A 15,031-nucleotide genomic window follows, 5' to 3' on the forward strand; every position below is an offset into this window, starting at 1 on the left:
GCCCTTGTGTAGGCTCTATGTGTCCAGCCTATCAGGGGGGTGTGAGTGTCGGAAGTTGAAAAATCGGTCTTCCAAAGCGATCTGCCTTTAAAGGAAAAGCTCGAGCGAGCCAGGATGGAATTGCTCGACCTTTCTGCTCGCAACCGACTTTTGAATGTGCCACGGTTTTCAAAGAGCGCGAAGACGATCGATATTGTCGACGAGAGGTCGTCTGAGATCTATCGATTGCTGGTGAGCGAAGGAAAGGCTTTTACCTTCCTGGCCGGCAAGCCGGATCGGCCGAAGGCAGGCCAGGTTGAAAGCAGCCCTCCAGACGAGGAAATCGACTATTCCCCCGTTGCTCTTGCTCAGCCTGAGGACGAAGGATTCGACGATAGAGGGGTGTCTGCGCGACATTCTGACACCAAGCTTCAGACGAGGATGACCCCAACGGGGCTGCAGCGCCGGCTCCTTGATCTCTACCACGATGCCCGCACACTTGAGGAAGAGCAGGGCGTCAATATCCTCTTTCTGGCCCTTGGCATGCTGAAGTGGATTGACCCGAACAACAAAGAAAACATCCGTCAGGCTCCTCTCATTTTGGTGCCGGTACGGCTTGAGCGAGGGGCCGCTGGAGAAAAGTTTCGGCTGCGAGCTCGTCCGGAAGATCTTACCGCAAACCTCTCCTTGGAACTCTATCTCGACCGTATCCACAAGCTCGCCCTGCCGCGTTTTGAAGTAGGAGACGACTTCGACGTCTCGGCCTATCTCGATGCCGTTGCCGAAGCAGTGTCGACCAAAGAGGGTTGGCAGGTGCTTGCCGATGATATGGTGCTCGGCTTCTTCTCGTTCGCTAAGTTCTTGATGTACCGTGACCTGGATCCGGATCTCTGGCCGGATGGCGCAAAGATTATCGAACAACCGAAGATCCGCTCGCTTCTTTCAGATGGTTTCGAAACACGCGAACCGCTGATGTCGGACGACATTGCGATTGATCCGCATATTGCGCCTGCCGAAATGTTGCATATCGTCGACAGTGACAGTTCTCAGACGCTGGCGATCCATGATGCAAGAAAGGGTCGCGACCTCGTTATCCAAGGTCCTCCCGGGACAGGAAAATCGCAGACGATCGCGAACATTATCGGGTCGGCCGTTGCCGACGGAAAGACCGTGCTGTTCGTTGCGGAAAAAATGGCCGCACTTGAGGTCGTGAAGCGACGGCTTGACACTGCGGGGGTGGGCGACGCCTGCCTCGAGCTCCATAGCAACAAGGCAAACAAGCGCATGATGCTGGAGGAGTTGCGGCGCACCTGGCAACTCGGATCGCCTCGCGGACAGCTGGCTTCTTCTCTTACTGAACGCCTGCTGGAGGCTAGGGATAAACTCAATGCACATGCTACAAGGATGCATGTTCCATATGGAGCCTCCGAACTCACCGCTTATCAGGTTCTAGGTCAGCTGACCCGCCTAAGGCAGGCCGGTCAGAAACCCGTGGACATCGAACTTACGGACGCCACAAGCTGGACAAATGATGGCGTTTCGCAACGTCGCAAATTGCTCGATGAGGTCTCTCAACGGATCAACGAGATCGGCTTGCCCATCCACCACCCATGGAGGGGAGTTGGCCTGGATGTCGTTCTTCCAACGACCATTGAGAGGCTCGTCCCACGCATCGCGGCGTTGCTGGATCAAGCCAAGGCGCTGCACGCCAAACTGGTCGATATTGCTGAGCGGATCGAGGCCGAGCCTCCGCAAATTCTCAGCGACAGCGGTGAGATAGAAGATCGCGCTGAACTTCTTGCGTCCGCGCCTGGGCTTCCTGCCGAGGCGCTCGTCTCGCCGGTATGGGATGAGCGTCCGAAAGACACTTCATCGCTTCTCTGGTCAGGAACGGATTTCAACCGCAAATCCGAGGAACTGTCGGAGCAGTTGGTGGCGACGGCTATCGACACGCCAATCGAAGGTCTCGAGACAGAGCTTGCTAAGCTTCCTTCAGACTTTCCGAAAGATGGTTTCGTTCGTGCGCGCCAGCTAACCGTGTTGCTCCCACGCTTACGGGAAGAAGCTGAGCGGCTAAATCAAGAACTGGGGTCTACGGTTTTACCGGACACGCTTGCAGGACTCCTCAGGCTAGTGATGACCGGCGAGAGAGTTGCGGCAGCCCCCGATGCGAGCCCTGAGGCATTCGCAGCCACAGTTTGGGACTCCGGGCTGGAACAGGCTGGTGACCTTGCCGACAGCGTAGCAACGCTAGAGACTGCTAGAGCCGAGCTTCAGGGCAAGGTTGTTGATGCCGCGTGGAGTACCAACGTGGCCGCGGCGCGGCAAGCGCTCGCCACGCACACGGGAATATTGAAAGCATTGAATGGCGACTACCGTCGCGCCACTGCACTTGTGCGGACTATTTTGGTAGCCCCTAGCGCGCCTGCGGCGGAGATAGTGGGTCTCCTCGACATTCTGATGAAGGGCCAGGCGGCCGCAGCAAAAGTGCGCGAAGGCGACGCCTTTGGCCGTTCCGCCTTCGGAGCCGATTGGCGCGGGGAGAGATCGTCTTCGGCACCACTCCAGGCCTTAGTGGAGTGGATGCGCACGCTGAGGGGACTTGGCTCGGAACCGCGAATTATAGCCGGGCGGATGGCGGAGCGCTCTGAAGCGGGCGCGCGTGCGGTCCGAGTTCGTAAGGTGATCGACATCGGTCAGCCGATTATCGAGGGGTTCTGGAACGATTTAGGCCACCTTGCGTCATCCATGCTAGGTGACGTGGCTTCCGCCGAGCGGGCCTCGCTGCAACTGATGGAAGCGAAGGCAAGCACTGTAGCTCAAGCCGATGACGCGTCACGACAGGTTCTGACTGACGTTCCAGATCTGATCAGTGAGCGGGTGGAGATACTGCGCCGACTAGGCAGACTACAAGCGCTTGCTCAAGAGATCGACGACGGGGAAAGCCTTGGCAAGTTCGCATTCGGCTCGTCGTGGCTCGGTCGAGGATCCGATTGGGCCGCTCTCGCGCAAGCCGAACTTTGGCTGAGAGAAAATGGCTCAATCCGGCATTTGGCTGCGCGGTTGCCTGAAAGAAAAGAGATCGCAAACTTGGCGCGTTCAGCGCGTGAAGCGGCCCAAGCGGCAGCGCGGGAATTGAAGGCGCTTGCAGGGGATTTGAAAGCCGATGCTCCCTCCTTGTTTGGAGTAGACGATTTTCCAGACGTCGCGATAGTCGAGGTTGTTTCTCGACTGGCGGGGTGGCTCGATCATCAGGAACAGCTCTCGAAATGGGTTGCCTATGAAGAGCGATCCGAAACGGCCCGAAAGGCTGGACTGGGACAGTTGATAGACGGCCTAGCCGACGGCCAGATTACAACAGGATCGGCGCGATCAGTCTTCGATATGGCCTACTACGAACGAATGTTTCTAGCGATGGCGACCGATGAGCCGGAGCTGGCAAGGTTCGACGGGGAACTGCATTCCAGGGCTGTACGTGACTTCGCGGATCTGGACCGACAGAGGATCAAGGCCGGTGCCATTGAAGTTGTGACGGCTCATCACCGAAAAATTCCCTCAAGAGACGGCGGAGCTGGACCAGTCGGACTGCTTCGTTCTGAGATGGCGCGCAGACGGGGCCACATGCCTATCCGGCAGTTGATGCAGAAGGCAGGGCCTGCCATCCAGGCACTCAAGCCAGTGTTCATGATGAGCCCGCTTTCGGTGGCCCAATTCCTGTCGCCCGGCAGGATGTCCTTCGATCTGCTTGTGATGGACGAGGCGTCTCAGATACAGCCTGTGGACGCGCTTGGCTCGATCGCCAGGGCCAATCAGGTGGTCGTTGTTGGCGACGAACGCCAACTGCCACCCACGACATTCTTCGCGAAGATGACAGGCTCGCAGTCTGAAGATGACGAGGGTGAGGGCGCGCAGGTCGCCGACATCGAAAGCATCCTCGGCCTGTTCACGGCCCGCGGCTTGCCGCAGCGTATGCTCCGCTGGCACTACCGTAGCCGTCACCAATCTCTGATCGCCGTATCGAACAGCCAGTTCTACGAGAACCGGCTTTTCATCGTGCCAAGCCCCTATACCCAAGAGGCAGGCATGGGGTTGCGGTTTCATCATGTGCCGGAGGGGGTCTTCGATTCCGGTGGCACAGGAGCCAATCCGGTAGAGGCGAGAGCAGTAGCCGAAGCGATCATCCGTCATGCGAAGGTGAACCCGCAAGAGACTCTAGGCGTTGCAACATTTTCGGTTAGCCAACGCCGCGCGATCCAGGATGAACTCGAAGCGCTGCGGCGACTAAATCCCGATACGGAGGAGTTCTTTCACGCGCATCCCAGCGAGCCATTCTTTGTCAAGAACCTTGAGAATGTTCAAGGCGATGAGCGCGACGTGATCATGATCTCGGTGGGGTATGCCAAGAATGCGCAGGGATACATGGCCATGCGTTTCGGCCCTCTTGGTGCGGAAGGCGGCGAGCGTCGGCTCAACGTCCTCATAAGCCGAGCCAAGCGCAGCTGCGAAGTATTCGCGTCCATCACAGACGAAGACATCGACCTGGAGCGTGGCAAAGGGAAAGGCATCTTCGCCTTCAAGCTCTTCTTGCACTACGCGAGAACAGGGCGAATTTCGCTTGCCCAGGCCACGGTTCGCGAAATGGATTCGATCTTTGAAGAACAGGTAGCCAACGCGCTGATCGAAAAAGGTTATCAGGTTCATGCTCAGGTGGGCATTGCCGGTTTCTTCATCGACCTCGCGGTTGCGGATCCAGAGAGGCCAGGCCGGTATATACTCGGCATCGAATGCGATGGTGCAGAATATCATTCGTCGCGCTCGGCCAGAGATCGAGACCGGCTACGGCAATCCGTCCTTGAGGATCATGGTTGGATTATTCATCGGATCTGGAGCGCTGACTGGTTCCAACGACCTCATGAGCAGCTGGAGCGAACCATACTAGCGATTGAGGCTGCCAGAAAGGAACTCGATGAGCGGGCCGAATTGGGGGTTCAGAGAAATCGTGCTGTAGCCGTTCAGGTTGTTATGGTCGACCGGGGCAACGTGACGGAAATCGGTCTCGAGAGCACAAACGGATCCGAGACTCCCAATCGAGCCTACGAAGAGACTCAGCTAAGGCGACCGGGATCGTTCGAACTCCACGAGACGCCCAGCGGAATCATGGCCGGGCTGGTCGAGCAGGTCGTGGCTACAGAAACACCAATCCATGTCGACGAAATAGTTTCGCGTATTCGGGACGCGTGGGGTCTGCAGCGGGCCGGTGGCAGGATTCAGGATGCAATCGAGCGAGGTGTAGGCATAGCACAGAGAGGTGGTGCAGTAGCCCGTCGAGGCAACTTCTGCTTCAAGCCGGGTGCTCCTGTTCGTCTTAGAGAACGCAGTGCGGTCGTGTCCCCTGGATTGCGTAAGCCCGAAATGATTGCGCAGGACGAGGTCGCCCAAGGCGCTATGGAAGTCGTGAAATCCAATCTCGGTGCGACAGAGGAAGAAATTGCCACAGGCGTTGCGAGGATGCTGGGCTTCAAAGCCACAAGCGCACAATTGAAGCAGCTAATTTCGGCCGCGGTCGCCGATTCAGTTGCCAAGGGATTGTTACGGTCCCAAGACGGCTTGTTGGTGGTCGGCGACTGCACGAGCGAGAAATTAGCCGAAGTGTAATGGGGCGTTGCAGCGACCTCGCTGCAATTTCAGTCGAGCTCAGAACACCTCTTTCCCTGGCGGAGGCCGAATGGCATTTCGATTCGTACACACGGCCGATATTCATCTCGACTCGCCGCTTCGTTCGCTGGCGATGCGAAATCCCGATCTTGCCGGGCTCGTGGGCGACGCCAGCCGCCAGGCATTCGTTTCGATAGTGGATCTCTGCCTTGAGGAACGAGTCGACGCGTTGGTCATTGCTGGCGACCTATACGATGGCGAGCAGACCTCGATGAAAACTGCGCGGTTTCTGGCATCGCAAATGACACGCCTGCACCAGACCGGCATCAGGGTTTTCAAGATCCGCGGCAATCATGACGCCTTGTCGCGGATTTCCAAACAGCTGGTGTTTCCCGACACCGTTACCATCTTCGGCGGTCGTGCTCAGTCGGTATTGCAGACAGCCGGCGGTCTGGACATCGTTTTCCACGGTTTGAGCTTTGCGAACCCAAAGGCCCCGGACAGCCTGCTGACCAAATATCCGGCTGCTCGTGAAGGGGCCGTCAACATAGGCATCATGCATACCAGTCTGGCTGGATCGCCCGGTCACGACGTTTACGCGCCCTGCAGCATCGCTGACCTGCACGCCCACGGTTTCGACTATTGGGCCCTCGGCCACATTCATGTTCGTCAAGTCTATTCCGGCGCAAGCACCGTGGTGATGCCGGGAATACCTCAGGGGAGGGATATTAACGAGGCGGGTGAGAAATCAGTCACCCTGGTGACGGTGCGCGACGACCGTTCGGTGGAGATCGAGGAACGGCTGACCAGCGTTGCGCAGTTCGAACGGGTGAGCGTCGACCTTACCGGGGCGGTGGAGTGGCCCGAGGCCGTCGCGCGTATTCGTTTCGCGCTCGAAGAGATGCGGGCCACCGTCCGATCGCGTCATGCTGTGGCCCGCGTTGGCCTGAGAGGGACGTCACCATTGTTATGGGCGCTGATCCGCGACAGGGACCTCCTTCTTGCCGAAGCCGAACAGGCTGCGGAACAGCTGGGCCATACGTGGGTGGAGAAGCTCGAGCTTGACCTCGCGCCGCCTCGGACGGAGACCGCCGAGGATATTGCTGATCCGATTTTCGAACTCGGGCAATCAATGCGTGCCGATGCCACCTCGGAGGCCTTCCGCGCTGAGGCGAGGGCGTTCGTCCAAAAGATGGTCGCCGACCTTCCGGCTGACGGACGGGATTTTGCTGGGAAGGACGAAGCCGGGCTGGAGCAGTTCCTCGATCAGGTGCTTTCCAAGGGTGCGGACTTGGTCACTGCCCGCCTTAAGTCCGGTGGATCGTCATGAGGTTGCGGCGACTTGACCTCATTCGCTATGGAAAGTTCACCAATAGTACGATCGACTTCGGACCCAAACCGGAATCCGGACCTGACCTGCATATCGTGTTCGGCCTGAATGAGGCCGGCAAATCGACCGCGCTTTCCGCCTACTTAGACTTGCTGTTCGGCATCGAGGAACGGAGCCGCTACAACTTCCTGCACGAGTACAGCGCCATGCGCATTGGCGGCGTGCTGGAACTGGCCGGCTCCGAGCACACGTTCACGCGTACGAAACAGCGTACTAATTCGCTATTGAACGCGACGGGCCAACCGGTGAGCGACGTGGCGATCACGGCGCATCTCGCCGGACTGTCGCGTGACGCTTACACGACGATGTTCTCACTCGATGACGAGACGCTGGAAGCGGGCGGGAAGTTGATTCTGGAGTCGCGGGGCGACCTCGGCAAGCTCCTCTTCACGGCAAGCGCCGGTCTTGGGAACGCAAGTGATACGTTGAACACCCTCGAGGCCGAAGCAGACGCTCTGTATCGGAAGCAGGCGCATGGCACCGAACTGGCGCTCCTGAAGAAGCGCCTTGTTGACGTGAAGTCGCGCAGGGATGCGATCGATACCCTTGCATCAACCTACGAGGGCCTGGAGGCCGAACGTCTCGATGCAGCGCAGCAATACGACCGGACCATCAGTGACCGAGCGGTGCTGGTGGCCAGGCTGGATACCATTGCTCGTTACGTGCGTGCTGCGCCGATGCGGGCGGATATCCGGCGCAAGATTGCCCGGCTGAATGAGCTGCCGGACATCGCCTCCCCAGCTCGCACGTGGACGGGTAGTGTCACCGGACTCATCGATGACGATGCCAGCCTCAGAACGCGGCTGTCCGCAAACATCGACGAGGTCCAGCGCTTGGCGGCAAAAGTCACTGCGGTCGATGAGGATGAATCGATCCTGTCGATTTCCGAACGAATCCGCGGGCTTGCGGAGAGCAAAGTGCGCCATACCGCGGCTGGCTTTGACTTGCCCACTCGCAGGATGGGGCTGCAAATCCTCAACAACACCGTGGCAAGCTGCCTAGCCGCCTTGGGTCGATCTTCCGAGCCGGATCCTGCCGCGCTGCTTCTGCCTGCCGTCACCGTTGGCGTCGTTCGCGCTATGGTCGAGCAGAGGTCCGGGATTGCTACCGGGGTGCGCGCCGCCCGCGACGAGGCGGCGGCAGCACTCGATGCGCTGCAGGCGGCAAGGCAGCGGGTCGGCGAGGAAAGGGCAGTGCCCGAACCTGCCAGGGCAAGGCTGGGCTCGGCTTTGTCGAAAGCGCGAGCAAGCGGACACCTGGCGGAGATCAGGACGGCTCGCGAGGCAGAAGATGCGGGAACAATTCGATGGGAGGTGTCGCTCGCGCGCTTGCGTCCATGGAGAGGAGATGCCCTTGCTCTCGCCAACGTCGCGGTTCCGAGCGCCGGGCACATTGCCGCCTGGAAGACAGTAGCGTCAGAACTGGCAAGAAACACCGCCGTACTTGCCGAACGCCTCGCCGAATACGAGGGCAACCATGCCATGCTCAAGGCTGGATTGGATGCCCTTCGTGCCTCGGTCGACGTTGTCGACGATGATGGGGCTGCCGCGATCCGCCGTGTCCGCGATGATGCGTGGGCAACGCACCGCGCAGCGCTGACCGGTGACACCGCTGACGATTTCGCCGTGGCACTGGCGCGCGATGACATTGCCAGCGCGGGCCGGCTGGCCGGCGCGGCGGATCTTGCCGAGATCCGGGCAACGACTCGCGAACTGGCCGAGGTCGCGGCCAACCTGTCACGCAACGGCATCCAACGCACACAGCTCGGCAAGGATGTGGATACCCAATTGTTGGAAATCCGCGCGGCCGCCAGAGACCTGCTCGGAGACGCCGTGGAACCTTCGTCTGAGCGCCTGATCGAAAGGATCGAGGATCAGATCGAGGCGCGCAGCGATGCGCTCGCTGCCTGGGAGCAGATCGAACTTCTCCGCAGGAAGGCGGAGCGAGCCGCTGACGCCGGCGAGCAGATACGCTTGGAAATGAGAGCAGCGCTGGAAAGCGTCGGCATAGTATCAGAGCCCGGCGACACCCTCGAAGCAATCATGGCCATCGCTGAGCTGTTTCTGGATCGGCAGCGCAAGGTGGACGCAGAGTATGCCGAGGCGCTCAGAATGGTGGGCTCCAAGGAAGAGGATCTAGCGGCCCGACGGGTTGCCGTAGGCGTGGCGGAGCGTCGCGAGGAGGAATGGCTGGCCGGCATTGTCGAAGCACTCAAGGGAACTTGGCTCGAAAGCGGGCTCTCAGCATCCGGCGTCGGCACTGTGCTCGATCAATTGGCCGAACTGTCAAGAAGCCTGCAGGAACGGGACGATCTGCAGCTGCGTATCGACAAGATGGCGGCCGACAGGGCTAATTTTCTGGTCGAGGTCATCGCCGTAGCGGTTGAAGCCGACGAGCCGACGGAGGATGGCGAGCCGGAGCAGTTGGCCATCCGCCTTGCCGAGCGCCTGGAGCGCGCCGAGCGGACACGCGAAACGAAGGCAAGCCTCGGCCACGACCTGAAGCGCCTGAAGGAGGCGCGCGACATCCTCGACAAGGAGATTTCGGCGCACGAACGCCGCAAGAACGAAGTGCTGGGCGTTTTTGGCGTCGCCACTTTGTCCGAGGTAGTCGAACGCGATGAGCTGCTGCGCGAGCGGGATGGATTGCGCGCTGCCGTCGCTGACCTTGAGGAACGGGTAGTGGCGGAACTTGCAGTCGACGGATTCGAGGAGGCACGCTCGATCCTGGACGCGATCGATTTCGACAGCCTCACGGTCGAGAAGGCTGAGGGCGAGCAGCGGCTTCGCCAGTTCGATGAGATGATCCAGCAACAGCTGATCCGGCAGACACGCGCGGCCGATAAGCTGGACGCCATCGGCGGCGACAGCGCGGTTGCACACCTGGATGCCGAACGGCGCACAACTCTGTTGGAAATCGAGGAGAAGGCCGTTCGTTACATCGAGCTGAAGCTCGGCATCATGTCGGCTGGAAATGCTTTGCGGATCTACCGTGAGAACCACCGTTCGGGGATGATGGCGCGTGCATCAGACGCATTCAAGCTAATGACCCGTGGGCAGTATTCAGGCCTTACAACCCAGCCCGTGAAAGGCGGGGAGGTTCTCATCGCGGTGCAGCGCGACGGGCAATCCAAGCTCGCTGACGCGCTTTCGAAGGGCGCGCGCTTTCAGCTCTACCTGGCACTGAGGCTCGCCGGTTATTACGAGTTCGCGCAATTCCGGCCCTCGGTTCCCTTCATCGCCGACGACATCATGGAAACCTTTGACCATATTCGCTCGGAGGAGGTTTTCAGATTGTTTGGGGAGATGGCGAACACAGGTCAGGTCATCTATCTCACGCACCACAAGCACCTATGTGAAATCGCCAAGGCTGTTGTGCCACAATCTACCATTCACCAGCTGGATTAGGCTCGATTAGAATTCGCCTCAAAACGGTTCAACTAACCAACTCGTCTGACATAGGAACTTTCGATCGAATCCGTCATGACGTCCCATAGAGGTTGAGAAATGCCTATTTTGTTCTGCAATGTTGCGTGGATGAACGACTACGCCGGGCGGAGCGCGGATGACCCGCCTCTCGGTGGCGGGGCATTTCCGAGTAAGCAGGGTTATTGCGCGGAAGAATGCAACTTTGTTGCAGCCGATGACGGGTACGTTTACGGCGCTTCGAGACGATTAAGGGCGAATTGGATCGGCAGGTGCGCATCCAGAATCTGGGTTCAGGCAAGCACGACGAATTTGTCGACGGGATCGACATCGTTTGGACGGCTCCGGAGGAAGGCAAAGATCCGCGCGTGGTGGTCGGGTGGTATCGCGGTGCGCGACTGTATCGCCACCGCCAGCACTTCAAGGGGCGTAACCCTTCCGCCCAGCACTACAAGGATAAGATCAGGTCGTTCAGGGCTAGGACACTCGCCGAAAATGCATTCGTGCTGCCCCCGGAGGATAGGCACCGTGGCAAAGGGTGGAGCGGCCAGGCAAGCTGGTGGTATGCGAACGATACGACAGATCGATCCGCCAGAGCATTCGTCAAGAGAGTAAAGGCATTTATCGAAGGCGAGCCAGTCGCTCCCGTCGGGGCATCGCCCGATCATGATGGAGGTCGTGGCCGACCGGCTGGAGCGGCAGCGTCCGACGTCTACAAACGGTATGTGCGGAAGTACGAGATCAATGTCCATCCTCAGCATGACAGTCTGCACAAACAGTTCGTAGCGTTTCTCAGCGAGCGATATCCGCGGATTGATTTTCCCGCTTGTTTTCGCGACGACCTTCGGTTGCGGTTGACGCAATGCCGGAAGTGATGGTCGAGATCAAGCCTGCTGATGCGGCTACGATGCGCTTCGCGATTCGCGCCGCGATCGGCCAGTTGCTCGACTACCGCCAGCATCAGCGGTGGACTGGCCGACAGGTAATTCTCGTCGGTGCGAAGGTGACGAGCAAGAACGATCTAAGTCTGGCGTTTGACAACGGCTTTGGCCTTGGCCTGGCCCATTGGAACCGGCGGATTCGAGATCCGCTGGCCCGACGGCGCTGGTTGATTGGCAAGCAAGCGCCGAACGTCCGGAGGCTAAAGCTCAGGGTCGCGATGGATCGGCATTGCTGCTTTCGGTGCCGAACCCAATCTCTCATGTGGGGATATCGCAGTCCTCCAAACGATGCTCAAGTCGGTAGTAATGGTCCCTCATGCTTCGCAATCGTGCAATCAGTCCTTACTCGCCGGCGCGCAGAGCTGTGACGAACTCGTTTTCCTCCGCGAACCTGCTTGAGATCGTATCGCGTTACGTACGACATCGATGTTTGCGCCAGCTCAGTGCGGCCAATTTTGTACGATTGCTCGAATTCAGCGTATATCACGCCGTAGATTCAATCAGTCTGCTGCGCAGTTCGATGAACACTGCATCGTCCGTCGATTCGGATAGTCTGGCATCCGACAGTATGTTCCTGACGTGGAGCTCAGTGACGCAGACCGCTGATATAGCACTTGTGTCAACGATCAACGCCAAACCGAGAGGCTTTCTTATCGTCTTGCATTTTGGGACATCTCTACCCTTGAGTGTCTCAGATGCGTATGCGCGAGCCTCTAAGGTCGCTGTACGTTGGCTTTAACGGTGCGGCAGATGCCGCGCACCGAGGTGCTTTGTCGACAACCGGTGTCGGTCGCGTGGCCCGGAGGTGAAGCCGGCGAGGCGCTTGCGCTGGTCCATGCGTAATCATGCGGAGGATCGCGCCGCGCCGTGCATGCGATTGCATCTCTCGTCCCGCTGCGCTGCTGAGGCCTCTTCTGTCAGGCGGTCTAGGTTTCCCGCTTCGGGCCGAGCAGGAACACTGTCAGGGCGGCGAGGAACGTGGCAACAGCACTGTAGGCAATGGCACTGGTAATCCCGGCATTGTCCACCAATAGTCCGCCGAAAATCGCGCCGGCTGCGATTGCCACTTGGAACGCTACGACCATCAGCACACCGGCGCTTTCGGCCTGCTCGGGAGCGGCGCGCCGCACCATCCACGTCTGCAATCCCACCGGCACCGCGCCGAAAGCAAAGCCCCACGCGGCAACCGCAATCGCCGAGGCCGAGGCCGATGCTCCCGCCGTCAGCAGCGAAACAGCGGCTATCGCTATGAGCAGCGGTGCAAGGGCAGCGACTGCCTTGAGACTGTACTCGGCCAGAAGCCCGCCGGCCAAATTGCCGAAGAATCCGCCGATGCCAAAAGCAAGCAACACAAGCGAGATCGTTTCGACATCCAGCGCGGGAATCTTCTCGAGGAAGGCGCGGATATAGGTGATTCCGGCGAAGTGGCCGGAAGCGACCAGCAGGATGACCAAAAGCGCAATTTTGACCATCGGAATCTTGGCCACATCCAGCAGGCTGCGGAAGCTAGCCACTCCAATCGGAGGCAGTCTCGGAATAGTTATGAGTTGCACGAGCAGTGTAGCGGCGCCGCCGGCTGCGGCGAGCACGAAGGCGCTTCGCCATCCCCAGATATCGCCGACATAAGCGCCGATTGGAGCTGCGCAGACGGTAGCTACGGAAACGCCGGTGAGGATGATCGACATGGCGCGCGGCAGGAAGTGGCTTGGAACGAGCCGCATCGCCAGTGCTGCCGACATCGACCAGAAGCCTCCGAGCGCTATGCCGAGCACGACGCGTGCAGTCAGGAGAGCCGCCAGCGACCACGCGCCGGCCGCCAGAACGTCCGACAGGATCAGCAGCAGCGTCATGGTCCACATGACGGTCCTGCGGTCCAGGCGCTTTGTGATGATGGCCACCGTCGGCGCCGAGATCGCCCCGACGATAGCTGTTGCCGTCATCGCCTGTCCAGCCGCTCCCTCGCTGATACCGAGATCATGCGCGAGGGGCGTGAGCAGGCTGACAGGCAGAAACTCTGCCGTGACCAGCCCGAAGGTGCCCAAGGAAAGCGAAATGACCGCACCCCATGCGGGACCAGACGGTGGGACGGGCTTTTCTGGGTCGTGCAGAACAGCGTCCATGACGCCTGCTGCGGATTGGGTCATGAACGAAGTCTCCACTTTGATGCAATGCAACGTGATGTTGGCTGCCTTGACCCAAATCTAAAAACACAAGCGCATTTCCCGGCGGCGTTGCACGGAGGAGGGGATGTTCATTGCTTCGCGATATTTTGTGACGGTGCGGCGCGCAACATCGATGCCGGTTTCCTTCAGCCGGACAGCGATGTCCTCATCGGAAAGCACGTCGCCGGGAGATTCTGCGGCAATGATCGCTTTGATCCGATGCCGGACAGCTTCGGCGGAGTGCGCATCGCCGCCTTGGCAGGACGCGATCGCGACGGTGAAAAAATACTTCAGTTCAAAGACTCCGCGCGGGGTAAGCATGTACTTGTTCGAGGTCACCCGGCTTACCGTCGACTCGTGCACGCCGATCGCGTCAGCGACGGTTCTGAGATTGAGAGGCCGCAGGTGGGCGACGCCATGTTCCAAAAAGGCATCCTGCTGACGCACGATTTCAGCCGCAACCTTAACAATGGTCTTGGCGCGCTGATCGAGGCTGCGGATCAGCCAGGTCGCGTTTTGCAAGCATTCGTCGAGAAATGCTTTATCTTTTGAATTTTGGGGAGTTTGACGCGACACTTCGGCATAGTAGCTTTGGTTGATCAGCAGCTTTGGCAGTGTGGCGGGATCAAGTTCGATCTGCCACCCGCCTTGCGGCGAGGGCGTGACCCAGACGTCGGGTATGATTGATTCAGACGCACCGGATTGGAATCGGTTCCCAGGCTTGGGATCGAGCGCCCGAATCTCATGCATCATGTCGAGAAGGTCTTCTTCATCGACGCCGCAATGCTGCTTCAGTGCCTCAAAATCGCGTCGCGCAAGCATTTCAAGATTGGCAACCAAAGCTGCCATTGCCGGGTCGAGCCGATTTCGCTGGCGCAACTGAATCTCGAGGCATTCTCTGAGACTTCGCGCAAAAACTCCCGGTGGATCAAATTGCTGCAAGGTTCCGAGAACCCGTTCCACAACAGCCTCATGGACATTCAGGCTCTCGGCCAGCTCCAAAAGGTTTGCCCGAAGATAGCCAGTGTCTTCCAGATCGGCGGCAAGCTGGCCAGCGATCAGCCGCTCCTGTGGTGTGAACGCAGTGAGGGCGATCTGACGAGCGACATGGTCGTGCAATGTTTCGGCGAGGGTGGCAAACTCGTCGAGGGAAGGGCCATTGCCCGGCGGGTTGTTGGTCGTGTTGCCGAGTGATTTCCATTGCCCGAGCCGTTCAGCCGACCCTGCCCCGGTCGGTCCTTCAACGGCGTTTGCGCCAGGGCCGACAGGCTGATCCGCTCCCGAAATCGAGACGTCGTCAAAAGGCCCGCCATCGCTTGATGCAGATTCCAAAAGCGGGTTCTTCTCGATTTCCCGCTCCACGAACTGATGCAGTTCAGTATGCGCCAGTTGCAGCAGGCGAATCGACTCAATGAGTTGAGGCGATGCGACCATGGATTGCTTCTGGCGCTGAAGCAGGCTTGCTGAGGATTGCATGGT

Annotated in this window: 7 protein-coding genes; 5 read left to right on the forward strand and 2 right to left on the reverse strand. The window is 59.2% G+C overall.

The genetic code is table 11. The annotated features are described in order from the left end of the window. Nucleotides 1-45: 45 nt before the first annotated feature. The 5 genes from NKH28_RS15260 to NKH28_RS15280 all read left to right on the forward strand — a co-directional run bounded on the left by NKH28_RS15260 (nucleotide 46) and on the right by NKH28_RS15280 (nucleotide 11,758). Nucleotides 46-5,634 carry a DUF3320 domain-containing protein gene (locus NKH28_RS15260; protein WP_352979430.1) on the forward strand — a complete coding sequence of 1,863 codons (5,589 nt, stop codon included), beginning with the start codon at nucleotides 46-48 and terminating at the stop codon, nucleotides 5,632-5,634. Between the two features lie 70 nt (nucleotides 5,635-5,704). Further along, nucleotides 5,705-6,964 carry a metallophosphoesterase family protein gene (locus NKH28_RS15265; protein WP_352517742.1) on the forward strand — a complete coding sequence of 420 codons (1,260 nt, stop codon included), beginning with the start codon at nucleotides 5,705-5,707 and terminating at the stop codon, nucleotides 6,962-6,964. Further along, nucleotides 6,961-10,431: an ATP-binding protein gene (locus NKH28_RS15270; protein WP_352979433.1), complete on the forward strand. Its 3,471-nt coding sequence runs from the start codon at nucleotides 6,961-6,963 to the stop codon at nucleotides 10,429-10,431. The genes NKH28_RS15265 and NKH28_RS15270 overlap by 4 nt, the downstream gene beginning before the upstream one ends. Nucleotides 10,432-10,721: 290 nt before the next feature. After that, on the forward strand, nucleotides 10,722-11,324 hold the full coding sequence (locus tag NKH28_RS15275; protein ID WP_352491457.1) for a hypothetical protein: 603 nt from the start codon (nucleotides 10,722-10,724) through the stop codon (nucleotides 11,322-11,324). Beyond that, nucleotides 11,324-11,758 (forward strand): hypothetical protein, encoded by a 435-nt coding sequence (locus tag NKH28_RS15280; RefSeq protein WP_352979435.1) that lies wholly within the window; start codon nucleotides 11,324-11,326, stop codon nucleotides 11,756-11,758. Before NKH28_RS15275 ends, NKH28_RS15280 begins: the two co-directional genes overlap by 1 nt. 558 nt (nucleotides 11,759-12,316) lie before the next feature. On the opposite strand, the gene NKH28_RS15285 is transcribed toward NKH28_RS15280, so the two are convergent. Beyond that, the gene (locus NKH28_RS15285) at nucleotides 12,317-13,534 is read right to left on the reverse strand and encodes an MFS transporter (RefSeq protein WP_352491455.1); all 1,218 of its coding nucleotides are present in this window, start codon (nucleotides 13,532-13,534) and stop codon (nucleotides 12,317-12,319) included. Nucleotides 13,535-13,591: 57 nt separating this feature from the next. Next, nucleotides 13,592-15,028: an RNA polymerase factor sigma-54 gene (rpoN, locus tag NKH28_RS15290; RefSeq protein WP_352450769.1), complete on the reverse strand. Its 1,437-nt coding sequence runs from the start codon at nucleotides 15,026-15,028 to the stop codon at nucleotides 13,592-13,594. Between the last annotated feature and the right edge of the window lie 3 nt (nucleotides 15,029-15,031).

The sequence above is a fragment of the Mesorhizobium sp. M1227 genome (assembly GCF_040318315.1).
Classification (GTDB): domain Bacteria; phylum Pseudomonadota; class Alphaproteobacteria; order Rhizobiales; family Rhizobiaceae; genus Mesorhizobium.